23 protein-coding genes and 2 tRNA genes are annotated in these 25,844 nt (G+C 70.1%); 17 read left to right on the plus strand and 8 right to left on the minus strand.

Translation table 11 applies throughout. The annotated features are described in order from the left end of the window. Positions 1-2: 2 nt before the first annotated feature. The 6 genes from gyrA to AB0F56_RS07925 all read left to right on the plus strand — a co-directional run bounded on the left by gyrA (position 3) and on the right by AB0F56_RS07925 (position 7,328). Positions 3-2,615, plus strand: coding sequence for a DNA gyrase subunit A (gene gyrA / locus AB0F56_RS07900; protein WP_362005399.1), 2,613 nt, complete (start codon positions 3-5; stop codon positions 2,613-2,615). Between the two features lie 99 nt (positions 2,616-2,714). Further along, positions 2,715-3,371 (plus strand): DUF3566 domain-containing protein, encoded by a 657-nt coding sequence (locus AB0F56_RS07905; RefSeq protein WP_362005402.1) that lies wholly within the window; start codon positions 2,715-2,717, stop codon positions 3,369-3,371. Between the two features lie 97 nt (positions 3,372-3,468). After that, positions 3,469-3,542, plus strand: a tRNA-Ile gene (locus AB0F56_RS07910). A gap of 145 nt (positions 3,543-3,687) precedes the next feature. Then, the gene (locus AB0F56_RS07915) at positions 3,688-3,822 is read left to right on the plus strand and encodes a DLW-39 family protein (protein ID WP_003958712.1); all 135 of its coding nucleotides are present in this window, start codon (positions 3,688-3,690) and stop codon (positions 3,820-3,822) included. A 276-nt stretch (positions 3,823-4,098) separates the two neighbouring features. Then, the gene (locus AB0F56_RS07920; protein ID WP_362006121.1) at positions 4,099-5,964 is read left to right on the plus strand and encodes a VWA domain-containing protein; all 1,866 of its coding nucleotides are present in this window, start codon (positions 4,099-4,101) and stop codon (positions 5,962-5,964) included. Further along, complete coding sequence (locus tag AB0F56_RS07925; protein WP_362005405.1) at positions 5,961-7,328, plus strand: hypothetical protein; 1,368 nt, start codon at positions 5,961-5,963, stop codon at positions 7,326-7,328. Before AB0F56_RS07920 ends, AB0F56_RS07925 begins: the two co-directional genes overlap by 4 nt. 33 nt (positions 7,329-7,361) lie before the next feature. Here the strand turns inward: AB0F56_RS07925 and AB0F56_RS07930 are convergent, their stop codons facing one another. Both AB0F56_RS07930 and AB0F56_RS07935 read right to left on the minus strand, forming a co-directional pair. Beyond that, positions 7,362-8,705, minus strand: coding sequence for a serine/threonine-protein kinase (locus AB0F56_RS07930; protein ID WP_362005408.1), 1,344 nt, complete (start codon positions 8,703-8,705; stop codon positions 7,362-7,364). Between the two features lie 67 nt (positions 8,706-8,772). Then, positions 8,773-9,321 (minus strand): DNA-binding protein, encoded by a 549-nt coding sequence (locus tag AB0F56_RS07935; RefSeq protein WP_362005411.1) that lies wholly within the window; start codon positions 9,319-9,321, stop codon positions 8,773-8,775. Positions 9,322-9,450: 129 nt separating this feature from the next. Here AB0F56_RS07935 and AB0F56_RS07940 point away from each other — a divergent pair. The 3 genes from AB0F56_RS07940 (at position 9,451) to AB0F56_RS07950 (ending at position 11,647) form a co-directional block, all read left to right on the plus strand. After that, positions 9,451-9,523, plus strand: a tRNA-Ala gene (locus AB0F56_RS07940). Positions 9,524-9,820: 297 nt separating this feature from the next. Further along, positions 9,821-11,080 (plus strand): MFS transporter, encoded by a 1,260-nt coding sequence (locus AB0F56_RS07945; RefSeq protein WP_362005414.1) that lies wholly within the window; start codon positions 9,821-9,823, stop codon positions 11,078-11,080. A 189-nt stretch (positions 11,081-11,269) separates the two neighbouring features. Then, the gene (locus AB0F56_RS07950; RefSeq protein ID WP_362005417.1) at positions 11,270-11,647 is read left to right on the plus strand and encodes a DUF6344 domain-containing protein; all 378 of its coding nucleotides are present in this window, start codon (positions 11,270-11,272) and stop codon (positions 11,645-11,647) included. Positions 11,648-11,756: 109 nt separating this feature from the next. On the opposite strand, the gene AB0F56_RS07955 is transcribed toward AB0F56_RS07950, so the two are convergent. Beyond that, positions 11,757-12,503 (minus strand): DUF5324 family protein, encoded by a 747-nt coding sequence (locus AB0F56_RS07955; RefSeq protein ID WP_362005420.1) that lies wholly within the window; start codon positions 12,501-12,503, stop codon positions 11,757-11,759. 189 nt (positions 12,504-12,692) lie between these two features. Between AB0F56_RS07955 and AB0F56_RS07960 the strand changes: the two genes are divergently transcribed. Continuing rightward, a complete protein-coding gene (locus AB0F56_RS07960; protein WP_362005422.1) occupies positions 12,693-13,220 on the plus strand; it encodes a peptidylprolyl isomerase in 528 nt (175 codons plus the stop codon). A gap of 121 nt (positions 13,221-13,341) precedes the next feature. Next, complete coding sequence (locus AB0F56_RS07965) at positions 13,342-14,208, plus strand: rhomboid family intramembrane serine protease (RefSeq protein WP_362005425.1); 867 nt, start codon at positions 13,342-13,344, stop codon at positions 14,206-14,208. A 283-nt stretch (positions 14,209-14,491) separates the two neighbouring features. Here AB0F56_RS07965 and crgA read toward each other — a convergent pair whose 3' ends face one another. Continuing rightward, positions 14,492-14,746: a cell division protein CrgA gene (gene crgA, locus AB0F56_RS07970; protein ID WP_362005428.1), complete on the minus strand. Its 255-nt coding sequence runs from the start codon at positions 14,744-14,746 to the stop codon at positions 14,492-14,494. A 150-nt stretch (positions 14,747-14,896) separates the two neighbouring features. Between crgA and AB0F56_RS07975 the strand changes: the two genes are divergently transcribed. The 6 genes from AB0F56_RS07975 to AB0F56_RS08000 all read left to right on the plus strand — a co-directional run bounded on the left by AB0F56_RS07975 (position 14,897) and on the right by AB0F56_RS08000 (position 19,147). Continuing rightward, on the plus strand, positions 14,897-15,664 hold the full coding sequence (locus AB0F56_RS07975; protein ID WP_362005430.1) for a DUF881 domain-containing protein: 768 nt from the start codon (positions 14,897-14,899) through the stop codon (positions 15,662-15,664). Between the two features lie 28 nt (positions 15,665-15,692). Continuing rightward, a complete protein-coding gene (locus AB0F56_RS07980) occupies positions 15,693-16,370 on the plus strand; it encodes a class E sortase (protein WP_362005433.1) in 678 nt (225 codons plus the stop codon). Positions 16,371-16,434: 64 nt separating this feature from the next. Then, positions 16,435-16,596, plus strand: a complete 162-nt coding sequence (locus AB0F56_RS07985; protein ID WP_362005436.1) for a hypothetical protein — start codon at positions 16,435-16,437, stop codon at positions 16,594-16,596. Then, positions 16,593-17,231, plus strand: coding sequence for an aminodeoxychorismate/anthranilate synthase component II (locus tag AB0F56_RS07990; RefSeq protein ID WP_362005439.1), 639 nt, complete (start codon positions 16,593-16,595; stop codon positions 17,229-17,231). The genes AB0F56_RS07985 and AB0F56_RS07990 overlap by 4 nt, the downstream gene beginning before the upstream one ends. Continuing rightward, positions 17,228-18,427, plus strand: a complete 1,200-nt coding sequence (locus tag AB0F56_RS07995; protein WP_362005441.1) for a class E sortase — start codon at positions 17,228-17,230, stop codon at positions 18,425-18,427. Before AB0F56_RS07990 ends, AB0F56_RS07995 begins: the two co-directional genes overlap by 4 nt. Before the next feature lie 45 nt (positions 18,428-18,472). Further along, the gene (locus AB0F56_RS08000; protein WP_362005443.1) at positions 18,473-19,147 is read left to right on the plus strand and encodes a class E sortase; all 675 of its coding nucleotides are present in this window, start codon (positions 18,473-18,475) and stop codon (positions 19,145-19,147) included. A gap of 90 nt (positions 19,148-19,237) precedes the next feature. Here AB0F56_RS08000 and pknB read toward each other — a convergent pair whose 3' ends face one another. The 4 genes from pknB to AB0F56_RS08020 all read right to left on the minus strand — a co-directional run bounded on the left by pknB (position 19,238) and on the right by AB0F56_RS08020 (position 25,784). Beyond that, the gene (gene pknB / locus AB0F56_RS08005; RefSeq protein WP_362005446.1) at positions 19,238-21,232 is read right to left on the minus strand and encodes a Stk1 family PASTA domain-containing Ser/Thr kinase; all 1,995 of its coding nucleotides are present in this window, start codon (positions 21,230-21,232) and stop codon (positions 19,238-19,240) included. A gap of 153 nt (positions 21,233-21,385) precedes the next feature. Further along, a complete protein-coding gene (locus AB0F56_RS08010; RefSeq protein WP_362005449.1) occupies positions 21,386-22,852 on the minus strand; it encodes a penicillin-binding transpeptidase domain-containing protein in 1,467 nt (488 codons plus the stop codon). Then, the gene (locus AB0F56_RS08015) at positions 22,849-24,258 is read right to left on the minus strand and encodes an FtsW/RodA/SpoVE family cell cycle protein (protein WP_362005452.1); all 1,410 of its coding nucleotides are present in this window, start codon (positions 24,256-24,258) and stop codon (positions 22,849-22,851) included. Before AB0F56_RS08015 ends, AB0F56_RS08010 begins: the two co-directional genes overlap by 4 nt. A gap of 26 nt (positions 24,259-24,284) precedes the next feature. Then, entirely contained in the window at positions 24,285-25,784 is a 1,500-nt protein-coding gene (locus tag AB0F56_RS08020) for a Stp1/IreP family PP2C-type Ser/Thr phosphatase (protein ID WP_362005455.1), read from the minus strand. Between the last annotated feature and the right edge of the window lie 60 nt (positions 25,785-25,844).

Genomic DNA, 25,844 nt, shown 5'->3' on the forward strand with positions numbered 1-25,844 from the left:
CAATGGCCGACGAGAACCCCCCTGTGACCACCGACGAAGAAGAGATGCAGGTGCTGCGGATCGAGCCCGTCGGGCTCGAGACCGAGATGCAGCGCTCGTACCTCGACTACGCGATGTCCGTCATCGTGTCGCGTGCGCTGCCCGACGTCCGGGACGGCCTCAAGCCCGTCCACCGTCGCGTGCTGTACGCGATGTACGACGGCGGCTACCGGCCCGAGAAGGGCTTCTACAAGTGCGCCCGCGTCGTCGGTGACGTCATGGGTACGTACCACCCGCACGGCGACTCCTCCATCTACGACGCGCTCGTCCGCCTCGCCCAGCCCTGGTCGATGCGGATGCCGCTGGTGGACTCCAACGGCAACTTCGGTTCTCCGGGCAACGACCCGGCCGCCGCCATGCGGTACACCGAGTGCAAGATGATGCCGCTGGCCATGGAGATGCTCCGGGACATCGACGAGGAGACCGTCGACTTCCAGGACAACTACGACGGCCGCAACCAGGAGCCGACGGTCCTGCCGGCGCGCTTCCCGAACCTGCTGGTCAACGGCTCCGCGGGCATCGCGGTCGGCATGGCGACCAACATCCCGCCGCACAACCTGCGTGAGGTCGCGGCCGGCGCCCAGTGGGCACTCGAGCACCCCGAGGCCACCCACGAGGAGCTCCTCGACGCGCTCATCGAGCGGATCAAGGGCCCGGACTTCCCGACCGGCGCGCTGGTCGTGGGCCGCAAGGGCATCGAGGAGGCGTACCGCACCGGTCGCGGCTCCATCACGATGCGCGCGGTCGTCGAGGTCGAGGAGATCCAGAACCGCCAGTGCCTGGTGGTCACGGAGCTTCCGTACCAGACCAACCCGGACAACCTCGCGCAGAAGATCGCCGACCTGGTGAAGGACGGCAAGATCGGCGGCATCGCCGACGTCCGCGACGAGACCTCGTCCCGTACCGGCCAGCGCCTCGTCATCGTGCTCAAGCGCGACGCCGTCGCCAAGGTCGTGCTCAACAACCTCTACAAGCACACCGACCTGCAGACGAACTTCGGCGCGAACATGCTGGCGCTCGTCGACGGTGTGCCGCGCACGCTCTCGCTCGACGCGTTCATCCGCCACTGGGTGACGCACCAGATCGAGGTCATCGTGCGCCGGACCCGCTTCCGGCTGCGCAAGGCCGAGGAGCGCGCCCACATCCTGCGCGGTCTGCTCAAGGCGCTGGACGCGATCGACGAGGTCATCGCGCTCATCCGGCGCAGCGACACCGTCGAGGTCGCGCGCGAGGGCCTGATGGGCCTGCTGCAGATCGACGAGATCCAGGCCAACGCCATCCTCGAGATGCAGCTGCGCCGGCTCGCCGCCCTGGAGCGCCAGAAGATCGTCGCCGAGCACGACGAGCTCCAGGCGAAGATCAACGAGTACAACGCGATCCTCGCCTCCGAGGAGCGTCAGCGGCAGATCGTCAGCGAGGAGCTGGCGCTGCTCGTCGAGAAGTTCGGCGACGACCGCCGCTCCAAGCTGGTGCCCTTCGACGGTGACATGTCCATCGAGGACCTGATCGCCGAGGAGGACATCGTCGTCACCATCACGCGTGGCGGCTATGTGAAGCGGACCAAGACCGAGGACTACCGCTCCCAGAAGCGCGGCGGCAAGGGCGTGCGCGGTACGAAGCTGAAGCAGGACGACATCGTCGACCACTTCTTCGTCTCCACGACCCACCACTGGCTGCTCTTCTTCACCAACAAGGGCCGGGTCTACCGGGCGAAGGCGTACGAGCTCCCGGACGCCGGCCGGGACGCGCGCGGCCAGCACGTCGCCAACCTGCTGGCCTTCCAGCCGGACGAGCAGATCGCCGAGATCCTCGCGATCCGCGACTACGAGGCCGCGCCGTACCTGGTGCTCGCCACGAAGGCCGGTCTGGTGAAGAAGACCGCGCTGAAGGACTACGACTCCCCGCGTGCCGGCGGCGTCATCGCGATCAACCTCCGTGAGGCGGAGGACGGCAGCGACGACGAGCTGATCGGCGCCGAGCTGGTCTCGGCGGAGGACGACCTGCTGCTCATCAGCAAGAAGGCGCAGTCGATCCGCTTCACCGCGACCGACGACGCGCTGCGTCCGATGGGACGAGCCACCTCGGGCGTCAAGGGGATGAGTTTCCGCGAGGGCGACGAGCTGCTCTCGATGAATGTCGTCCGGCCCGGTACGTTCGTCTTCACCGCCACCGACGGTGGGTACGCGAAGCGGACCAACGTCGACGAATACCGCGTCCAGGGTCGCGGTGGCCTCGGAATCAAGGCCGCCAAGATCGTGGAGGACCGCGGTTCGCTCGTGGGCGCGCTGGTGGTCGAGGAGACGGATGAGATCCTCGCCATCACGCTGTCCGGCGGTGTGATTCGTACGCGAGTCAACGAAGTCAGGGAGACCGGCCGTGACACCATGGGCGTCCAGCTGATCAACCTGGGGAAGCGGGATGCCGTCGTCGGCATCGCGCGCAACGCCGAGGCGGGCAGCGAGGTCGACGAGGTCGATGCCGAGGCCGAGATCGGCGAAGGCGTCGAGGTCGCGACCGCGGCCGAGGCCGAGGCAGCCGAGGGCAACGAGTCCTCGGCCGGGGAGCACGAGGAGTAGAGCGTGAGTGGAGCCACGGGCGCCGGTTCGGCCGGAGCTTCCGCTGGGGCCGGAGCGAACGGTGCCCGTGGCTCCGCCACGGACTCCCAGGGGGTTGCGGTGACGGACACCCGAGGGCCCAAGCCCTCGTACGAGACGTACAACGGGCCGCTGCCCGGCGAACGCGCGGGCGCGCAGCAGCCGAGCGGGCCGTACCACCCGCCGCAGGCGTACGGCGCGCAGGCGCCGGGCACCGGCGGTGGCGGTACGACGGCGGCCGGCGTGGCAGACGGCGGCACGGGAGGCGGGGTGGCAGGCGGCGTGATCGGCGGCGTGTCGGGCGGTGTGGGCGGTCAGAACACGGGCGCCGTGCGCCGGCCGCGCACCGGGGCGCGTACGACGCCCCGTACGCGCAAGGCGCGGCTGCGGGTGGCCAAGGCCGACCCGTGGTCGGTGATGAAGGTGAGCTTCCTGCTCTCCATCGCGCTCGGCGTCTGCACGGTCGTGGCCGCTTCGGTGCTGTGGATGGTCATGGACGCCATGGGCGTCTTCTCGACCGTCGGCGGCACGATCAGCGAGGCGACGGGCTCGAACGAGTCCAACGGCTTCGACCTGCAGTCGTTCCTGTCGCTGCCGCGCGTGCTGATGTTCACGTCGGTCATCGCCGTGATCGACGTGGTCCTGATGACCGCCCTGGCGACGCTGGGCGCGTTCATCTACAACCTGTCGGCCGGATTCGTGGGCGGTGTGGAGCTGACGCTCGCCGAGGACGAGTAGCGCCGGGACGGGGGCCGGGGAACCGATTTTGGGACTGGCCCCCACGTGCGCTAATCTTCAGGAGTCAGCGCGCGGGACACACTCCGCAGAGCGCGGCGGGGCTATAGCTCAGTTGGTTAGAGCGCATCCCTGATAAGGATGAGGCCACAGGTTCAAATCCTGTTAGCCCCACAGCGACGATCGGCCCGAACGGTTCACCCGTTCGGGCCGATTGCTTTTGGTGAGACCTGCCCGGCCGAGGTCACCGATCGGTATCGGTCGGTGTGTAGAGTGGGCGTCAGAAGTCTCCTACGTCAACGAAAGACGAGGTCGCGCGGTGAAGAAGCTTCTCCTGGTCGCACTGGCCGCCATCGGCGGGCTCCTCGTGTACCGCCAGATCCAGGCGGATCGCGCCGAGCAGGATCTGTGGACGGAGGCGACCGACTCCGTGCCCGCGGGTTCGGGTGTCTGAGTCGCACACAGTCTGAGGGCGAAGCCCCGGCCGCGTTCGAGCGGCCGGGGCTTCGCGCTGTTTCGGGCACGGTCGGCGGTGCCTGTCCCACCGCTGTCGCCGGCGCCCGCGCGCTGTTTCAGGACCGTGACGGCAAGCCCCTTGAGTTCACCTGAGCAAATCACTACGTTGCTAGAGCAAAGTTGATTGATCGCGGTCAAGGGGGATGGCGTGAGAGCGCTGAGCGTACGAAGGACTGTGGCGGTCGGCTGGGTGGTGGGGGCGTTGCTCGCCCTGCTGATCGCGCCGGCATCGGGAGCGGCCGCGGCCGACGGGGAGGCCGGCGGGGCCGGGAGCCTCGTGATGGTGCTGGATTCCTCGGGCTCCATGGGCGACGACGACGGCTCCGGGCGTACGCGGATGGAGGCGGCCCGCACCGCCGTCGGCACCGTCGTCGACGGCCTCCCCGACGGCCACCCCACCGGCCTGCGGGTCTACGGCGCCGACCGGCTCCGGGGCTGCACGGACACCCGGCTCGTCCGCCCGGTCGCACCGCTGGACCGGGCGGGTCTCAAGGCCGCCGTCGCGGCCCTGAAGCCCACCGGGGACACGCCCATCGGGCTCTCTCTCCAGAAGGCCGCCCAGGACCTGCCCCGGCCCGCCGACGGGGCTGTCGGGGCGGGCCGCACGATCCTGCTGATCTCCGACGGCGAGGACAACTGCGGTGACCCCGCGCCCTGCGCGGTGGCCGCACAGCTCGCCAAGGGCGGGATCGGGCTGCGGATCGACACCGTCGGCTTCCAGGTGAAGGGCGCGGCGCGCGAGCAGCTGGAGTGCATCGCCGAGGCGGGGAACGGCCGTTACTACGACGCGCCCGACGCCGACGCACTGGCCCGGCAGCTCCAGCGGGCCGCGCAGCTCTCGGCCGACGGCTACCGGCTGCGGGGCGAGCGGATCACCGGCACCGTGACGAGCGACCGGGCGCCCGCGCTCGTACCGGGGCAGTACCTGGACACCATCGGACCGGGTGAGAAGCGGTACTACGCGGCCGACCTGGACGACGTGTCCACGGTGGACTTCTCGGCGACGGCCGTGCCGCAGGCGGGCGCGGCCGTGGACACGGTCGACGCGTTGGCCACCAGCCTCGTGTACGCCTCCGCCGGCGGCGAGGGCGCCTGCGCGACCAACAGCGAGATGTTCCACCAGAACGAGGGCGCGGTGCCGCTGACCTCGGCCGTCGCCCGCGTACCGACCGAGAAGCGGTACTCGACCTGCGACAGGGCGGGCCGCTACTGGTTCGTGGTCGAGCGCCGCAGCAAGCCCGCCTCGGACGCGGCCCGCTGGCCGCTGGAGCTGCTCCTCGGCGTCGAGGCGCCGCTGCCCGCAGGGGCGGTCCCGGCGCAGTCCCGGCCGGAGTACGGAAGCGGCGGCAAGGACGCCGTCCTGCCCACCGGCGACCCCCGCGAGGTCAGGGGCGGCACCGGCTTCAACGACGCCCGTGAGCTGGGGCGGGGCGTGTGGCGGGACCGTCTGCTGCCCTCCCAGACGCTCTGGTACAAGGTGCCGGTGGGCTGGGGACAACAGCTCCGTTACGGCGTCGAGTTCGCCAACGAACCGACCGTCGACGGCTCCGCGTCGGTGAACTCGTACGGCGGCACGCAGGTCTACACCCCGGCCCGGCACCCGGTCGGCGGCGGTACGGGCGAGTTCAGCTCCCGGACCACGTACAACGGCCGTCCTGCCGCACTCGGTATGGGGACGGTGCCGGTCGCCTGGACCAACCGGTACGAGCACCACCCCAACGTCGTTCCCGTGCACACCACGGGCGGCTTCTACATCGCCGTGAACCTGGGCGCGCGGGCGGCGGAGATCGCCGAGAACCCGCGGATCGCGATGGTCCTGCGGATCGCGGTCCTCGGCGAGGAACTGTCGGGGCCCGAACACGGCGCGGCGCCGGTGGCCGCGGCGGGAATGCCCGACAAGCGGGGCGAAAGCTCCGTGCGCGCAGACAGCGGAGGGACGGGCGGGGCAGGATGGACCGTCACCCGGGCTGCCGCGGCGGGCGGCGCGGCCGTCGTCCTGATCGCGGGGGCGGTGTTCCTCGTGAGGCGGATACGGGGCGGCGGGAGCGGGACAGCGACGGACACGAGGAGAGGCGCGTGAAGACGCAGCGCGTGAGGGTGGGTGCGGGCCGGGGCCTGGTGGGGGCGGTGTGCGCGGCCGTGTTCACGGCGGCGGTGCTGCCCTCGGGGACCGCGTGGGCGGCCGGGGACGGCCCGTACGGCTTCGACGGCGGTGCCCAGCCGATCAAGGGCGCCGCCACCAGCCTGGACGCACGGCAGTTGAAGGCGGGCCAGAGCTACCGGGACAGCATCAAGAAGGACGGCAAGCTCTACTACCGGGTCGACCTCGACGACAAGCAGAACGCGTACGTCTCGGTGGTCGCGGTGCCCAAGCCCGGCGGCAAGGCGGAGTACGGCGACGGGGTCAAGGTGACCCTGCAGGACGGCTCAGGCGCGCAGTGCGGCTACCAGGACTCCTCCTTCGAGTCGGCCGCGTTCCCCCGGCCCATCACCGCGTACGCCCACCGCACGATCGAGCCCGACAGCTCCACCTGCCAGCAGGCGGGCGCCTACTACGTGCTGGTCGAGCGGACCTCGAAGGCCGTCTCCACGCCCGACGACTGGGAACTGGAGATCCGGTACGTCCCCGAGCCGGGCGTGAAGCAGACCGGCCCCACCGAACTGCCCGAGAACTGGCCCTCCTCCACGCCGGCGCCGCCGGCCGGCGGGCCCCAGAAGCGGCAGGGCGGGGCGGGCTTCCACGGCGCCACCTCGCTGCGGCAGGGCGAGTGGCGCGCCGACATCAAGCCCGGGCAGACGCTGTTCTACCGGGTGCCCGTCGACTGGGGGCAGCAGGTCTTCGCCAGCGCGGAGCTGGGCAGCAGCCCCACCGGCGCCACCGGGTACGTCCCGAACGCGCTGGTGCTCTCGCTCGACAACCCGGCGCGCGGCCATGTCGACCAGGACACCGTCAGCTACGACGGCAAGCCGGCGACGGTGGCGCTCGACCCGCACCGGCCGGTCGCCTTCGAGAACCGTTACTCCTCCAACAGCTACACCAACGCCCTGCGCTTCGCGGGCTGGTACCACCTGACGGCGACGCTCTCCCCGGAGATCGTCAAGGAGTACGGGGACAAGCCGGTGCCGCTGACGCTGCGGGTGAACGTCACCGGCACGGCGAAGCCGGGGCCCGCGTACGACGGGGACGCCGGGCCCTTCAAGGTCACCGACGACGACCGGGACGCGGCCGCCAACGGCGCGAGCGGGGCCGAGGCGCAGCGGGACGAGAGCATGGTCCTGGTCGCGGCGGCCGGGCTCGGCGCGGGCACGGTGCTGCTCGTGGGGCTCGGTGTGTGGACCCTTGCGGGGCGGCGCCGGGCGGCGAGGGACGCGGCGGGGCAGGGCGGTCCGCAGGGCGGTCCGCCGGGTGGTCCGCCGCAGTTCGGGCCGCCCGCGGCCTGGTAGGCGGGCGCGGCCGGTAGGGCGGGCGGGGGCCGGTCAGGCCTGGGTCAGCGCCCAGATGCCGACGGCGAAGCAGACCAGCGCGAGGAACAGCACCGGGACCGCGACCTTCGGGGGCGGTCCCGGTCGCTTTGCCGGGACGGGAGCCGAAGCCGGCCGCGGGGTGGGAACCTGTCCGGCCTGAGCGGTGTATTGAACAGTAGAAGCGTGGGGGAACGGCACCGCGGCCGTCGGGGTTCGAGCGAAGTCCGGGGCGGCGGCGGGAAGGGGGGAGGCCGCGTGCGCGGAGGATGTGGGGACCGGCTGTGGGGGCGGCGGGGGCAGATGGAAGCTGCCCGTCTCGGAGGGGCTCGGCAGGGGCGGCTGTGGTTGTTGTGGCTGTGCCTGGTCCTGGAGAGGGGGCTGCGGCTGTGGCGGTACGTCCACGGGGGCGGCCTGCGTCTGGGCGGCCTGGGACTCGGCGGTCGGGGACTGGGTGGCCGTGGTCTGGGCGGTCGGGGTCTCGGGGCCGTGGGGGCCGAAGCCCGTGGGCAGGGGGCCGATCTGGTCGAAGACCTCGACCGGCTCCTCCTCCTTGCTGGACTCGGGCAGCATCTCGACGGCCGTGGTCAGCGCCTTGCGCACGCCCGTGGCCGTCTTGAAGCGGGCCTCCGGATCCGGCTGGAGCAGGCCGGCCAGGACCTGCCACAGCGGCTCGGGGATCCCCGCCGGGGCTCCCGGTGTCCCGTGCGCCATGAAGTACTCGATCAGGGCGCGGGAGTCGGGCTTCTGGCCCTGGAGCAGATAGAGCGCGACCAGGCCGACGGCGAAGAGGTCGGCCGGGAAGTCCGGCTCGGCGCCGAGCATCTGCTCGGGCGCGAAGTAACCGGGCGTCCCCACCACGTAGTTGGTCTCCGTGAGGCGGGGCTCGCCCTTGCGCATCGAGATGCCGAAGTCGGACAGCCGCAGATGCGGCCGCCCGGTTCCGGTGACGTCGAGCAGGATGTTCGCCGGCTTGATGTCGCGGTGCACGACCCCCTCCGCGTGCACCGCGGCAAGTCCGGCGAGCAGTTGGTCCAGCAGGGTGCAGACGAAGCGCGGCGGCAGCGGACCGTAGTCGCCGATGACATGGGCCAGAGACCCGCCGGCCACCAGGTCCATGGTGAACAGCACCTTGTCGTCGTCGGCGGCCCAGCTGGCCGGGGCGAGGACGTGCGGGTGGTCGATCCGGAGCGCCTGCTCGCGGACGAAGCGGAGCAGCGTGTGGGCGTCGCTCTGCTGGAGCACCTTGGCCGCCACATAGCGGCGGCGCCGGTGGTCCCATGCCCGCCAGACCGCTCCTACACCACCCCGTCCGATCGGGTCGACCAGTTCGTACCGACCAGCGAAGACCTCACCCATCGCGCTGCGCCCGCTCCCCGTCGTGCCTCGTCGGCCCGGTATCAACTGCCGGACCGGCTGCTCTGCGTCAGTTCTGGTGCGACTCGTAGTGGGCGACCGCGTCGGCGGTGCGCCCGGCGCCGTACACCCGGAGGAACTCTGCCAGTTCGGGGTGGGCGGGGGCGAGAGAGTCGGCCGCATCGATGATGTCGCCGGCCGCCGCGACCGAGCGCAGCAGCGACTGGATCTCGCGGACCACCCGGCGCACGGTCGGCGCGCCCGAGCTGGTCGTGGTCTGGCTGGTGCCGGTGAGCACGGAGCCGCCCTGGGACTTCTTGATCTCGTCCATGCGGTCGGTGGCCTCGGCCGCGCTGACACTGCCGTCGGCGACCTGGCCGGCGAGCTCCTGCAGGGCCTGGACGCGCTGGACGACGGCCGGGTTGCCGATCTTGGCGCGCTGGCCGCTCATGAGTTGGGAGAGCATGGGTGCCGAGAGGCCGAGTACAGCCGCGAGCCGGGCCTGGTTGAGTCCGAGATCGTCGATCAGCCGACGGAAGAGCGCCCCCAGCGGCTCTCCGTACCAACTGCGCTGAAGCTCGCGGGCTCTAGCCGTGGCTTCTTGCTGCACTGCGTCCATTACTTCTCCCCATCCCTTAGGTTCGCCACTGCGAACCTCGATCAGCATCTTACGGAGCGTGGTCGCCGACCGGGAGTCCCAATCCTTTTGCGGGAATGAGGGGGTGACCCGGTACTCTGTTCTCGTTCCGGGGCCTTAGCTCAGTTGGTAGAGCGCTGTCTTTGCATGGCAGATGTCAGGGGTTCGACTCCCCTAGGCTCCACTTCTCACACCCCTCCTGAACTGCGGAAACGCGGTCCGGGAGGGGTGTTTTGCATGTGGCCGCGACCCTCCTCGCAGGGGTGTGCTGCATCGGCCCCGACGGCCGGCCATGTCACGGTCCACGTCCGCTGCGACCGGAGCGGGGAACCGCACATCCGGCCCTCCGCGGCCCCTCGCCGACGTAGTGGAGGAGGAAGAGGCGCGCCCCCCGCCGGCAGCAACCGACCCCAAGTGGCCCACGATCAGCGGCCCCCATTGGACCTGCCCGGCTGGGCCACCGGACCGTAACGTCGTGTCCATGGCGAACACCAACTCCCCGGTACAGCGGGCCTCCAGGGCTCCTCGCGCGCTGCTCCTCGCCCAGCTGAGCAACGCGATCGGCGACGGCGCCTTCTACGTCACCTCCGCCCTCTACTTCAGCCAGATCGTCGGCCTGTCCGCCGCCCGGATCGGCATCGGCCTCACCCTCGCCTGGGCCGTCGGCTCGGTCGCCGGAGTCTGGCTGGGGCACCTCGCCGACCGGCGCGGGCCCCGCACGACCGCCGTCCTGCTCGCCCTCGCCACGGCGGCGGCCGTCGGCTCGTTCCTCTTCATCCGCTCCTTCGTGCCGTTCCTGGTCGCCGCCGCCGTGTACGCCACCGCCCAGAGCGGCCTCGCCGCCGCCCGCCAGGCGCTGCTCGCAGGCCTCGTCGAGCCCGCGGCCCGTACGGAGGTACTGGCCAGGCTGCAGTCCACCCTCAACGCGGGGCTCGCCGTCGGCGCGGGCCTCGGCGGGCTCGCCCTGCACGCCGGCACCCGTACCGCGTACCTCTCCGTCTTCGCCCTGGACGCGGTCGGCTTCCTGGTCTGCGCCCTGCTGCTGCGCGGACTGCCCGCCGTCGCCCCCGCCCCGCCGGCCGCCGCCGGCGAGCCGCGCCTCGCGGTGCTCCGCGACCGCCCGTACGCGCTGCTCACCCTCCTCAACGCGCTGATGCTGCTGCGGCTGCCGCTGCTCAGCCTCGCCCTGCCGCTGTGGATCGTGCAGCGCACCTCCGCGCCCGGCTGGATCGTCTCGGCGCTGTTCGTCCTCAACACCGGGGTCGTGATGCTCTTCCAGGTGCGGACGGCACGGAAGGTCACCGGCCTTGCCCAGGCCACGCGCGCGGTGGGCCTGGCCGGGGTGGTCATGCTCGCCTCGTGCGCCGTGTTCGCGGTGACGGCCGCAGGGCTCGGACCGTGGACGACGGTCGCCGTCCTCGTCGTCGGCGCGGCGCTGCAGGTGGTCGCCGAGATGCGCCACTCCGCGGGCTCCTGGCAGATCGGCTTCGCCCTCGCGCCCGCCGGCCGGATCGGCCAGTACCAGGGCTTCTACGGAACCGGTGTCCCCGTCGCCCGCACCCTCGGCCCGTTCCTGGTCACGGCGCTCCTGGTCACCTGGGGCGCGCCCGGCTGGCTGGTGCTCGGCGGGATCTTCCTGCTGGCCGGAGCGGTCACCGGGCCCGCCGTGCGCTGGGCGGAGCGGGCCCGCACGCAGGCGCCTGCCGGGCGCGGCACGGCGGAACTGCTCGGCGTGCGTTGAGCCGGACGTGTGGTGTTCATCGGAAGAACTGCGCGGCGACGGCGTCGCTCCGGGCAATCCGGAGCCGCGTCCCCATCATGAGGAATGTACGAAAAGCGCGCAATTCGAAATGAACCATCCGAGAACCTGACGAACAGCACGAACGTCACCACGAACATCTCGAGCACCACACGACGAAAGCGAGGGGCCATGGCCACCGCCAAGGTCAAGCAGTTCTGGACCGCCTTCATCTCCGTACTCTTCGCCCTGCTCGCCTCCGTCGGCCTGGCGTCCACCGCCACCGCCGCGCAGGCTCCCGCCGTCCAGCAGCCGGAGGAGCCGGCCGCCGCGCCCGCCCCCGCAGCCGGAGCGCGCACCACAACCGCCGTACCGGCGCAGAGGTCGGCCTATTCGTGGCCCACCACGGTCCGCGAGCGCTCGCTGCCGCCCACGATCAAGCAGCGCATCGGCGCCGAGGCCCACAACTCCTCTCCCTCCGTACGCCACCTGCGCGGCGACGCCCCGACCGACACGACGCTCGCCGACCAGACGGAGCTGTCGGGCCTGGCGCTCGCCGCGGCGGCGTAGGCGCGGGGAGTCGAGTGGTTCACTCCTCCCCACGTCCACCGCCGCACGCCACCCGAACGTTCCGAAAGCCTGAACGTTCCGAAGGCCCGAACGCGGAGGCAGCCCACGGTCAGCGACGCTCGTCGCGCTCCGTGTCCCCCTCCACCTCGGCCTCGGCCTCGGCTTCGGCCTGTGCTTCGGCCTCCTTGGCCTCCACCTCAGGATCGAGAGCTCCTCGGGACGACGGTTCCGAGAGACCCTCATCGACCTCGGTGGGAGCGGGCGGTTCGACCAGCCAGTCAGGGTTGGCCTGCTTGTCCCACCACTTCCACGCACAGAAGACGCCGGCGGCCACCACGCCCAGGACGACCAGTCCCTTGGCGAGACGTCCGGCCCTGGCACGGCGCTCGTGCTTGCGCACGAGCCTCTCGATCTCCTTCGGTGTCACCTGACCGCGCAGCGCGGCCCAGGCGGCCACCGAGCGCGATCCGGCCTCGTCGAGAACGGGACCGGTAGCGGCGACCGCGTGCTCCACACGTGGTTTGGTGTAGTCGGCCGCCTGACGGGCGGCCTTGCGGGTCACCAGCGCGGCGCGTTGCGCGGCGTCGTCGACCCGCGGCGGTACATGCGGTGCGACATGGGAGTCGTACTGCACACGAGCTTGTACGCGGGCCTGATGAGCGGCCTTCGAGACTTTCGGCGCGAGCCGGACACGTGCGTCGTGCGCATAGCGCGCGGCCTGGTCCTTGGCCGTGCCGGCGTACTGAGCGGCCTGCTCCTTGGCCGACTCCGCATAGGGCGCCACCACTTCCGCGGCGTGCAGGTAGCTTTCCTTGGCCGAATCGGCCGCGGCGCGCACGCTGTCCATCCGGGTCACGGGATCCTCCTACTCGGTGGTGGTGTCGGTTTTTCGCCTTTCCACCCTTTTCGAAATCATGCCTGCCGGATCGCGGTCCGGCATGTGGGGCTGGCATCCGGGGCATACCCCGACCACCCACGACGCTTCCGTGCTTCCGTGCGAGGATGCGATGCGCGTCAAGTGGGCAGACTTACGGGAAGGCGGACCGTGGCCGAGCAGCTCTACGCCACTCTGAGGACCAGTCGGGGTGACATCGAGATCCGGCTGCTGCCGGAGCACGCCCCCAACACGGTCAGGAACTTCACCGAACTCGCCCGGGGCGAGCGGGAGTGGACGCACCCGGCGACCGGCAGAGTGGTCGCGGACCCGCTGTACGACGGCACCGTCTTCCACCAGGTCATCGAGGGTTTCATGATCCAGGGCGGGGACCCGCTGGGGAACGGCACCGGCGGTCCCGGCTACGAGTTCGCCGACGAGTTCCACCCCGAGCTCTGGTTCGACCGGCCCTATCTGCTGGCCATGGCCAACGCGGGCCCCGGCACCAACGGCTCGCAGTTCTTCATCACCGTCGGCGCGACGACCTGGCTGAACCACAAGCGCACGATCTTCGGCGAGGTCGTCGGCGCGAAGAGCCGGAACGTCGTCGACGTGATCTCCTCGGTGCCGGTCAACCCGAACACCAAGCGGCCGCTGAACGACGTGGTCCTGGAGTCGGTCCTCATCGAGACCCGCTGACCCACTGACCTGGGCAGCGACCCCGCCCTCGTTCAGGGAACCTTTCCGCCCCGTCCGTCCGTACAGGAAAGGCGGGGCGCTTCCTCGCCGCGCCGCCCCCATCTCCTCGGGAGGGACCTCCATGGAGCCGCAGTCCGGCCTGCCGCGCTGTTACCGCCACCCTGACGTCGAGACAGGCATCCGCTGCACCCGCTGCGACAAGCCGATCTGCCCGCAGTGCATGGTCTCGGCGTCCGTCGGCTTCCAGTGCCCGGACTGTGTGCGCAACGGCTCCGGCACGGGCCACGCGCCCGACGCCAACCAGCCCCGTACGCTCGCCGGCGGCCGGGTCGCCTCGGACGGGCGGCTCGTCACCAAGATCCTCATCGCGATCAACCTGGCCCTCTTCCTCGCCGTCCAGGCGGCCGGCGACCGGGTCGTGGACGAGCTGGCGCTGATCGGCTACGCGTACAGCCCGCCGCTCGGCGAGGTCGTCGGGGTCGCGGACGGCGAGTGGTACCGGCTGCTGACCTCGACCTTCCTCCACCAGGAGGTCGCGCACTTCGTCTTCAACATGCTGGGACTCTGGGTGATCGGCGGCATCGTCGAACCGGAGCTCGGCCGGATCCGGTACGCCGCGCTCTGTCTGCTCTCCGGACTCTCCGGCTCCGCCCTCGCCTATGTGATCGCGCCGTCGAACCAGCCCTCCCTGGGCGCCTCCGGCGTCGTCTTCGGCCTGATCGGCGCCTGGGCGGTGCTCACCCGGCGGCAGCGGTACGACATGCGGCCGGTGGCCCTCTTCGTCGCCCTCTCGCTGCTGCTCACCTTCACGCGACCCGGGATCTCCTGGGAGGCGCACATCGGCGGCCTCGTCGGCGGCGCGCTCGTGACCTACGGTCTGCTGCACGCCCCGAAGGACCGGCGGAACCTCGTGCAGTACGGGGCCTGTGGACTGGTGCTCCTGATCGATCTGGGCATGGTCCTGGTCCGCTCGGCCGTGCTCACCTGAGCGACGAGGGCTGTGGACGAGCTTCTCGCAAAGCTTTCCCCAGAGTTATCCACAGTGCGTGGTGGATCTTGTGCACCTCGTGGAGAACGACCGCGCCCCCCGCTCCTGAGCTGGTCTTTTCCAGCGGGAGCGAGGGGCGTGTCAGGTGCGGGGCGGCGCTGCCGCAGTCACACCGGCGTCAACCCGGCCTGAGTTATCCACAGATCTTCGTAAGTTATCCAGTGCTGTGCACAACGCTGTGGATAAGTTCAGGGCAAGGCTTGACGGGCGCGTCGGGCGCCCGCTACTTCCACTGCGTGGAGACGCCGAAACCGGCCGCGATGAAGCCGAAGCCCACCACGATGTTCCAGTTGTTGAGGGACTTCACCGGCAGCGAGCCGTCGGTGACGTAGAAGACGACGATCCACACGAGCCCGATCAGGAACAGCGCCAGCATCACCGGTGCCACCCAGCTGCGGTTGGTCAGCTTGATGTTGGTGGCCTGCTTGGCGGGCGGGGGCGTGAAGTCGGCCTTCTTGCGGATACGTGACTTCGGCACGAGGGACTCTCCTGTCGATGCGCTGCGTGACCGCGCAGGGAACTGTGGCTGGCGCCGGGGTGGGACGGCTGGGTGACGTAGGAGACCACTGCGTCCCCCGGGCGTCCGTTAGCGTAGTGCTTCCACGGCACCGAAGGGGATCAGGGTACGTTGAGCAATTCTGCCGACTCTTCCTCCGGGCCGGGCCGACCCACCAGGTGGCGCCCCGTCCGAGTGCTGACCGCTGCCGTCTTCGCCCTTGCCGGGCTGATCTTCGTGACCAGCTTCAACACTGCCAAGGGTACGAACATCCGGACGGACGCCTCGCTCCTCAGGCTCTCCGACCTGATCCAGGAACGCAGCCACAAGAACGCCGGCCTGGACGAGTCCACCGCCGCCCTGCGCGACCAGGTCGACTCCCTCGCCGCCCGCGACGACGGCTCCACGAGCGCCGAGGACGCCCGGCTGCGGGCCCTGGAGAACGCGGCGGGGACCACGGAGACCTCGGGCCCCGGCCTCACCGTCACCCTGAACGACGCCCCGCCGAACGCCCAGGCCGCTCCCGGCTACCCCGAGCCGGGCGCCAACGACCTCGTCATCCACCAGCAGGACCTCCAGGCGGTCGTGAACGCGCTCTGGCAGGGCGGCGCCCAGGGCATCAAGGTCATGGACCAGCGGCTCATCTCCACCAGCGCCGTCCGCTGCGTGGGCAACACCCTGATCCTCCAGGGCCGGGTCTACTCACCGCCGTACAAGATCACCGCAGTGGGTGACCGGGGAAAGCTCGCCAAGTCGCTCGCCGACTCGCCGGCCGTGCAGAACTACCGGCTGTACGTGAAGGCCTACGGGCTCGGCTGGAAAGTGGACGAGCACAAGGCGGTGACTCTTCCCGGCTACTCGGGCACAGTGGATCTCCACTACGCGAAGCCTGTGAGCTGACTGCGCTGACTGCGGGGAGGTCCGGCCGGTGGCGCTGCGACTGATCGTCCGGACGTTCAGCGAGCTGTGCCTCACCGTCGGGACCGTGATCGTCCTCTTCGTGGTGTACGTCATGTTCTGGACCGGCGTACAGGCCGAGAGCGCGACGGCCGGGCAGATCGACAGCCTGGAGCGGGAGTGGGTGGACCGGCCGGTCGCCGAGACCGTCACCGCGGCGCCGCCCCCCGAGCCGTACCGGGCCGGCCGGGGCATCGCCGTCATGTACGTCCCGCGGCTCGGCAAGGACTGGGAGTGGCCCGTCCTGGAGGGAACCTCCCCCGGAGTCCTCAAGAAGGGCCTCGGCCACTACGCCGCCACCGCCCGCCTCGGCCGGACCGGCAACTTCTCCGTGGCGGGCCACCGGCGCACGTACGGAGATCCGTTCAAGGACTTCCCCCGGCTGCGGCCGGGTGACGCGGTCGTCCTGACCGACGGCACCACCTGGTACACGTACCGGATCGAGCGCGCCCCGTACCGCACCGTCCCCACCGACGTCGGCGTGATCGACCCCGTGCCGCGCAAGTCAGGTTTCGACGGTCCGGGCCGCTATCTCACCCTCACCACCTGCGAGCCGGAGTGGGGCAGCAGCCACCGGCTGATCGTCTGGGCGCACCTGGACGCCACCCAGCCTGTGACGCAGGGCAAGCCACCGGCTTTGGCGGGCTGACCCCTCAACGATCCATCGCCCCGTACTCTGGTGCCCGTAACGAACGGAAGGGGCAGCGGACGTCATGTACGGCTGGATCTGGCGGCATCTGCCGGGCAACGCGTGGGTACGGGCCCTCATCTCACTCGTTCTCGTCCTGGGGGTCGTCTACGCCCTCTTCCAGTACGTGTTCCCCTGGGCGGAGCCTCTGCTTCCGTTCAACGATGTGACGGTGGACGGCCAGTGAGCGCGCGGATTCTCGTCGTCGACAACTACGACAGCTTCGTCTTCAACCTCGTTCAGTACCTGTACCAGCTCGGCGCCGAGTGCGAAGTGCTGCGCAACGACGAGGTCGAGCTGAGCCACGCCCAGGACGGCTTCGACGGCGTCCTGCTCTCGCCCGGCCCTGGCGCGCCCGAACAGGCCGGTGTCTGTGTCGACATGGTGCGCCACTGCGCCGAGACCGGGGTGCCCGTCTTCGGCGTCTGCCTGGGCATGCAGTCGATGGCCGTGGCGTACGGCGGTGTCGTGGACCGCGCCCCCGAACTGCTGCACGGCAAGACCTCGCTCGTCACGCACGAGGGCCAGGGCGTCTTCGCGGGCCTGCCGTCGCCGTTCACGGCGACCCGGTACCACTCGCTGGCCGCCGAACCCGCGACGCTGCCGGCCGAGCTCGAGGTCACGGCCCGCACGGAGGACGGCATCATCATGGGCCTGCGCCACCGCGAACGGGACGTCGAGGGCGTCCAGTTCCACCCCGAGTCGGTGCTCACGGAGCACGGCCACCTGATGCTCGCCAACTGGCTGGAGCGGTGCGGCGACAAGGGGGCGGTGGGCCGGTCGGCGGGGCTCGCGCCGGTGGTGGGCAAGGCCGTCGCGTGACGACGGGGTCGCCGTGGTTCCGGGCGACGAACGTGCCGGAGAACGAGCAGGAGCCCGTGCCTCCGCAGCCGGAGGCGATACCGGCGTACGAGCAGTCGGCGTACCCGTACCAGCAGCAGTACCCGTACCAGCAGCAGTACCCGGATCAGCAGCCGTACCCGGACGCGCAGGAGTATCCGGACGCGCAGGAGTACCCGGATCAGCAGCCGTACGCGTACGAGCCGATACCGGAGCCCGTGCCGACGAGCCCGGCCCCCGTCTCGGAGACTCCGTACGAGGCACCGGAGGAGCCCTACGAGGCCGCCTACGAGCCTCGGGACGAGACGATGGGTCTGCGGACCGTGGAGCCCGCCGGAACGCCTGAGACGGCCGTGACGCCGCTTGCCGGCCCCGGCAGGGCGGAACGCAGGCGCGCGGCCAAGGGCAAGGGCCGTAGGGGCGGCGGTCCGGCGTCCGAGCCGGACTCCGAGACGCCCGCCGCTCCGATGTCCCGCGTCGAGGCGCGGCGCGCGGCGCGGGCGGCGAAGGAGAGCGTCGGCGTCGTCGCCAGCCGGGTCGTGGGCGAGCTGTTCATCACCTTCGGCGTCGTGATGCTGCTCTTCGTCACGTACCAGCTGTGGTGGACGAACGTCCGGGCCGATCAGCAGGCGAACCAGGCCAAGGGACAGATCGAGGACGCCTGGTCCAAGGGCAGGGCGCCGGGCGCGTTCGAGCCCGGACAGGGCTTCGCCATCATGTACATCCCCAAACTGGACGTGGTCGTCCCCGTCGCCGAGGGCATCAGCAAGCCCAAGGTCCTGGACCGGGGCATGGTCGGCCACTACAGCGAGGGCACCCTGAAGACGGCGATGCCCGGCGACAGGCAGGGCAACTTCGCGGTGGCGGGGCACCGCAACACCCACGGCGAACCCTTCCGGTACATCAACCAGTTGGAGCCCGGGGACCCGATCGTCGTGGAGACGCAGGACGCGTACTACACGTACGAGATGGCGAGCATCCTGCCGCAGACGGCGCCGTCGAACGTCTCGGTGATCGACCCGGTGCCGAAGCAGTCCGGCTTCAAGCAGCCCGGTCGCTACATCACGCTGACGACCTGTACGCCCGAATTCACCAGTACGTACCGGATGATCGTGTGGGGCAAGATGGTCGAGGAACGCCCGCGCAGCAAGGGAAAGCCGGACGCGCTCCTAGGCTGAGAGCCGACGGACTTACGACCCCACACCTCAGGACGGGACGACGCAGTGTCACGTGCGCGCAACCGGATCGCCGGAGCCATCAGTGTCTTCGGTGAACTCCTCATCACCGCGGGCCTGGTGCTCGGTCTCTTCGTCGTCTACTCGCTGTGGTGGACGAACGTCCTCGCCGACCGCGCCGCCGACAAGGACGGCACCCAGGTCCGCGACAACTGGGCGGCCGGCCCCGGCGCCCTGGACACCAAGGACGGCATCGGCTTCCTGCACGTCCCGAAGATGGGCGGCGGCGAGATACTCGTGAAGAAGGGCACCGACAGCAAGACGCTGAACAACGGTGTCGCCGGGTACTACACCGACCCCGTGAAGTCGGCCCTCCCGCAGGACAAGCAGGGCAACTTCACGCTGGCCGCGCACCGCGACGGGCACGGGGCGAAGTTCCACAACATCCACAAGTTGAAGAACGGCGACTCGATCGTCTTCGAGTCCAAGGACACGTGGTTCGTCTACAAGGTCTACAAGAGCCTGCCGGAGACGACGAAGTACAACGTGGACGTCCTCCAGCCGGTCCCGAAGGAATCGGGCAAGGCGAAGCCGGGCCGCTACATCACGCTGACGACCTGCACACCGATGTACACCTCGGACTTCCGCTACATCGTCTGGGGCGAACTGGTCCGCACGGAGAAGGTCGACGCGGACCGCACCCCGCCGGCGGAGCTTCGCTGACGGGACCGCATGCGTTCCGGGTACGCGGAGAGCCCCGGCATCCTTCCGGATGCCGGGGCTCTCTCGTGCGCTGGTGCGTCGGTGGGGCTGCTAGTCGAAGAAGCCGCCGCCGTTGTTGCCACCGTTGTTGTTACCGCCACCGCCCGTCGAGAAGACGGTGATCGTCTGGCCGGTGGTGACCTGGCTGCCCTCCGGCGGGTTCGTGCCGAAGACCCTGGCGTCACCCTTGTCCGAGCCCTGCTGCTGCACGACCAGGCCGAGAGCCTCCAGCTGCGCCTTCACCTCGTCGAACGTCCTGCCCGTCAGACCCGTCGGGATCGTCGTCGCCGTCTGCTGCGGGCCCTTGGAGACCTTCAGCGTGATCTGGACGTTCTTCGGCTGGTCGGTGTTGCCGCTCGGGGTCATCCCGGTGACCGTGCCGGCCGGCTGCTGCGAGTCCTCGTCCTGGCGGGCGACGTTCTCGAAGCCGAGCGTCTTGAGGTCCTGGACGGCCTGGTCGTAGCTCCGACCCGTGACGTCCGGCAGCTGCGACTTCTCCTGCTTCGCGACCGTGATCGTGACCTCGGAGTTCTGCTCCGCCTTGGCGCCGCCGTCCGGGCTCTGCTTCAGGACCTTGCCCGGGTCCTCGTCGGACTCCTCCTGCTTGACGACGACCTTGAAGCCCTTGTCCTTCAGGAGCTGCTCAGCGCTCTCCTGGGACTTCTCGAGAACGTCCGGGACCTCGATCTGCGGCGCGCCCTCGGAGACGACGACCGAGATCGTCTCGCCGACGGTCATCTTCGCCGTGCCGTCCGCCACGGGCGTCTGGCTGCAGATCTTGCCCTTCGGCTGCTCGCACCGCTCGGTGCTCGCCTGGGCGACCTTGACCTGGGCGTTCTTCGCCGAGGACTCGGCCTCCTGGAGGGTGTGGCCGACCAGGGACGGGATCGTCACCTGCTGCGGGTCTTCCTTGGTGTCGAAGATCGAGCGACCGATGAGGATCGCGCCGACCAGGACCAGGATGCCCGCGAGCACCAGCAGGATCGTCGAGGTGTTCGACTTCTTCTGGCGACGGCGGTCCGGGCGGTCGTCGTAGCCGTAGCCACCGTCGTCCGGGTTGATCGGCGGAAGCATGGAGGTCTGGCCGGCCGGGTCGGCCTGGCGCAGGGCGGTCGTCGGCTGGTCCTCCGGGGCGTAGCCGCCGTAGCCGTTGCCGTAACCGCCGCCGTACGCCGCCGCGCCCATCGCCGCCGCGGCCGCGACGGGCTGGCCGTCGAGGCAGGCCTCGATGTCGGCGCGCATCTCGTCGGCGGACTGGTAGCGGTAGTCGGGGTCCTTGACCAGCGCCTTCAGGACGATGGCGTCCATGTTGGGCGTGATCTCGGGGTCGAAGTTGCTCGGCGGCTGCGGCTCTTCCCGTACGTGCTGGTAGGCGACCGCGACCGGGGAGTCGCCGATGAACGGCGGCCGGACGGTCAGGAGCTCGTACAGCAGGCAGCCGGTGGAGTACAGGTCGGAGCGGGCGTCGACCTGCTCGCCCTTGGCCTGCTCCGGGGAGAGGTACTGGGCCGTGCCGATGACCGCGGCGGTCTGCGTCATGGTCATGCCCGCGTCGCCCATGGCGCGCGCGATGCCGAAGTCCATGACCTTGACCTGGCCGGTGCGCGTCAGCATGACGTTCGCCGGCTTGATGTCACGGTGCACGATGCCGGCGCGGTGCGAGTACTCCAGCGCCTGGAGGATGCCGACCGTCATCTCGAGCGTGCGCTCGGGCAGCAGTTTGCGCCCGGAGTGCAGCAGCTCGCGGAGGGTCGAGCCGTCGACGTACTCCATCACGATGTACGGGATGGAGACCCCGTCGACGTAGTCCTCGCCGGTGTCGTAGACCGCGACGATCGCCGGGTGGTTGAGCGAGGCGGCCGACTGGGCCTCACGGCGGAACCGGGCCTGGAAGGACGGGTCGCGGGCGAGGTCGGCCCGCAGCGTCTTCACGGCGACGGTGCGGCCGAGCCGGGTGTCGTGGGCGAGGTAGACCTCTGCCATGCCACCACGGCCGAGCACCGAGCCCAGCTCGTACCGGCCGCCGAGGCGACGCGGCTCTTCCATAACTGATCCAGCCCTCTCCGTCTGTCCCGACCGCACCCGTGTGTGGTCCGGCGGTGTGCTGTTCGCGCAAAGGCTACCGGCCACGAGAAGGGGATCCGCCCGTGGCCGCATCCTGATACCTGACCGGTACCTGGCCGGTGCCAGGCCGCAAGGTCAGCTCCTGCTCTTCAGTACCGCCTTCATCACGTCCCTGGCGATCGGGCCGGCGAGACCGCCACCGGAGATGTCCTCGCGGTTCGTGCCTGCGGAGTCCTCGACGATGACCGCGACCGCGACCGGGGAGCCCTGGTCGGTCTTGGCGTAGGAGATGAACCAGGCGTAGGGGCGCTTGGCGTTCTTCTCGCCGTGCTGGGCCGTACCCGTCTTGCCGCCGACCTTCACGCCGTTCATATTGACGTCGGCCTTGCCGCCGGTGCCCTCGCTGACGACGGTCTCCATCATCTGCTGGAGCTTCTGCGCGGTCTCCGCGGAGACCGGGCGGCTCATCTCCTCCGGCTCGTTCTGCTTGATGACGTCGACGTTCGGGGACTCCAGCTTGTCGATCATGTACGGCTTCATCAGCTTGCCGTCGTTGGCGATCGCGGCGGTGACCATGGCCATCTGGAGCGGCGAGGTCGCGGTGTTGAACTGGCCGATCGAGGACAGCGCGTTACCGGGACGGTCGGCCTTCTTGTCGTAGACCGAGGCGGCCGAGCGGACCGGAGTGAACTGCTCGGCGTTGAAACCGAACTTCTCGGCCATTTCGACCATCTTGTCCCGGCCGACCTCGTCGCCGAGCTTCGCGAAGACCGAGTTGCAGGAGACCTTCATGGCCTGGTTCAGGCTGGCGTTCTCACACCCGGACGCGTGGTTCTTCATCGGCACGCGGGTGGTCGGCAGGTTGTACGGCTCCGGCGTGGTCGTCTGCGCGTTGATGTCCGTGACCTTGCCGTTCTCCAGCGCCGCGGCCGCCGTGACGACCTTGAAGACGGAGCCGGGCGGGTAGATCTCGCGCAGCGCGCGGTTCAGCTTCGGCTTGTTCTTGTCCTCCTCCAGCGCGACCCACGCCTTCTCGTCCTTCGCGGAGTAGCCGGCGAAGGTCGAGGGGTCGTACGAGGGGGTGGAGGCGAGCGCGAGGATCTTGCCGGTCTTCGGCTCGATCGCGACGACGGCGCCCGTCTTGTTGCCGAGGCCCTCGAAGGCGGCCTTCTGGGCGGCGCCGTTCAGCGTCGTGACGACGTTGCCGCCCTTCTTCTTGCCACCCGTGAACATCGACAGGGTGCGGTCGAAGAAGAGCCGGTCGTCGTTGCCGGTGAGGATGCCGTCCTCGATCTTCTCGATCTGGTTGGCGTCGTACGCCTGCGAGGCGTAGCCGGTCACCGGTGCCCACATCGGGCCGTCGGTGTAGGTGCGCTTGAAGCGGTAGTACGGGTCCTGGGAGTCGACCGAGCCCGTGATCGGCTTGCCGTCCACGATGATGTTGCCGCGCTCGTTGGCGTACCGCTCGATCTGCACCCGCTTGTTGCTCGGGTGCGCGTTCAGCTCGTCCGCGCGGACGTACTGCAGCCAGTTGTCCCGGATCAGCAGGGCGAGGACCAGCAGGCCGCAGAAGATCGCGACCCGGCGCAGGGGCTTGTTCACGGACGGACCACCTGGGTCATCTCGGCGTCGGGGGACGGTGCGGGGGCGGGCGCCGGGCGGCGCGCGGTGTCGCTGATCCGGATCAGGATGCCGATCAGGGCCCAGTTGGCGATCACGGAGGATCCGCCGTACGCGAGGAACGGCATCGTCATACCGGTCAGCGGGATGAGCCCCATCACACCGCCGGCGACGACGAAGATCTGCAGCGCGAACGCGCCGGAGAGGCCCATCGCGAGCAGCTTGCCGAACGGGTCGCGGGCCGCCAGGGCGGTGCGGACACCGCGCTCGATGATCAGGCCGTAGAAGAGCAGGAAGACCATCACGCCGGTCAGGCCGAGCTCTTCGCCGACGGTCGCGAAGATGAAGTCGGAGTTGGCGGCGAAGCCGATGAGGTCGGAGTTGCCCTGGCCGAGGCCGGTGCCGAGGATGCCGCCGGAGCCGAAGGACATCAGCACCTGCGTCATCTGGTCGCAGGCCGCGACCTCCTTGGCGCAGGCGAAGGGGTCCGCCCAGGCGTCCACACGGGCCTGGACGTGTCCGGCGAACGAGGCCACACCGACGGCACCGGCGACGGACATCGCCAGACCCATGACGATCCAGCTGGTCCGCTCCGTCGCCACGTACAGCATGATCACGAACATGCCGAAGAACAGCAGCGACGTACCGAGGTCGTTCTCGAAGATCAGGATGAGGAGGCTGACGGCCCAGATCGTCAGGATCGGGCCGAGGTCACGGCCACGGGGCAGGTAGAGGCCCATGAAGCGGCGACTGGCGAGAGCCAGCGCATCGCGTTTCACCATGAGATAGCCGGAGAAGAACACCGCCAGGACGATCTTGGCGAACTCACCGGGCTGGATGGAGAATCCGCCGACCCTGATCCAGATCTTGGCGCCGAAGACGTCCGCGCCGAGGCCCGGCACCAGCGGCAGCAGCAGCAGGACGAGCGCCGCGACCATCGAGATGTACGTGTAGCGCTGCAGGACCCGGTGGTCCTTCAGGAGCATCAGCACACCCACGAACATGGCGATGGCGATCGCCGAGTACAGCATCTGGTTCGGGGCGTCCGGGCTGAACGTCTTGTACCGCGCGATGATGCGCGGCGACTGGTCGAGGCGCCAGATCAGCACCAGGCCCATGCCGTTCAGCAGCGTCGCGAGCGGCAGCAGCAGCGGGTCCGCGTAGGGCGCGAACTTGCGCACCACGAGGTGCGCGACGGTGGCGAGCAGGCCGAGGCCGAGGCCGTAGCCGAGCATGCCGGACGGCACCTCGCCGTCGATCGCCAGACCGACGTTGAGGTACGCGAAGACCGGGATGACGACGGCGAACGCGAGCAGCGCGAGCTCGGTGTTCCGGCGGCTCGGCGCCTCGATCGCGCCGATGGTGGTCGTGTTGGTGACAACGCTCATGGTGGTGAAAGGCCCCCTACGGGTGCTTACTGCTTGCCGCAGTTCGAGGCCAGCTTCTGCTCGTCCGCCGTGAGGGTCGGGCCCGGGGAGGGAGCGGCTGTGCTGGGCTTGGAGTCGGGGGACGAGCCGTCGGCGGGCGGCTTGCTCGCCTGGTCGGCGGCCTTCTCGGCGGCCTCACGGCGCTGCTCGGTCTTCTTGCACGCCGAGGCCTGCGCGGCGAGCTCCGCGATCTTCGTCTCGGCCTTGCCGAGGCTGCCGCCCGCGATGGTCTCCTCGACCTGCTTGCGCTGGTACTCCGGCAGGTACTTGAGTTCGATCTCGGGGTGGTCCTTCTCCACCTCCGACAGCGAGACCCACGCCAGGTCCTGGCTGATGCCCTGGTACAGCGCGACGTGCTGGTCCTTGGAACCGACGTAGTACTGCGTCTGCGTCCAGCGCCAGCCGCCGTACAGACCGCCGCCGACGACGCCGACCGCGAGGCCCAGGAAGAAGATCCGCTTCAGCCACTTCAGGCCGGTCCGCGGCTTCTCGAACTTCTCGAAGTCCTCGTCCGTGTACGTCCCGAAGGAGCCCTGCGGCGGCATCCCGCCGTAGCCGTGGTCGTCGCCGCTGCCGGGCGGGCCGAAGCCCTGGGGCGGCTGCCCGCCGGAGGGCTGCTGGTGCGGCGCCGTGCGGCCCAGGCCGGAGGCCCGGCCGGCCGGGGTCTGCATCGCCCCGCCGTCGGCCTGCTGCACCTGGTTCTCGGCGACCGCGCCGACGATGACCGGGGTGTCGCTGAGCTGACCGGCGAGGGTGTCGCCGCCGTCGACGTCGAGGACGTCGGCGACGATCACGGTGATGTTGTCGGGGCCGCCGCCGCGCAGCGCGAGCTGGATCAGCTCCTGCACGGTCTCCTGCGGGCCCTGGTAGCTGGCGAGGGTGTCCTCCATCGTCTGGTGAGAGACGACTCCGGACAGCCCGTCGGAGCAGATCAGATACCGGTCGCCGGCCCGGACCTCACGGATCGACAGATCCGGCTCGACATGGTCACCGCTGCCGAGCGCACGCATCAGGAGCGAGCGCTGCGGGTGGGTCGTGGCCTCTTCCTCGGTGATCCGGCCCTCGTCGACGAGCCGCTGCACCCACGTGTGGTCCTGGGTGATCTGCGTGAGCACCCCTTCCCGCAGCAGGTACGCCCGGGAGTCGCCGACGTGCACGAGGCCGAGGCGCTGGCCCGTCCACAGCAGGGCGGTGAGCGTGGTGCCCATGCCCTCCAGCTGGGGGTCCTCCTCGACCATCATCCGCAGCTGGTCGTTGGCGCGCTGCACCGCGGCGCCGAGCGACGTGAGGATGTCGGAGCTCGGGACGTCGTCGTCGAGGGTGACCAGGGTCGAGATCACCTCGGAGGAGGCGACCTCGCCGGCGGCCTGGCCGCCCATGCCGTCGGCGATGGCGAGCAGCCGCGGACCGGCGTAGCCGGAGTCCTCGTTGCCCTCGCGGATCATGCCCTTGTGCGACCCGGCGGCGAAGCGCAGTGACAGGCTCATGCGCACCTGCCCTGTCGGCGTCGCCTCGGGGTACAGCCGGTCTCGAGCCACACTGCCCAC

Origin of the sequence: Streptomyces sp. NPDC026092 (assembly GCF_040638605.1) — a bacterium.
In the GTDB taxonomy this organism is placed as follows: Bacteria; Actinomycetota; Actinomycetes; order Streptomycetales; family Streptomycetaceae; genus Streptomyces.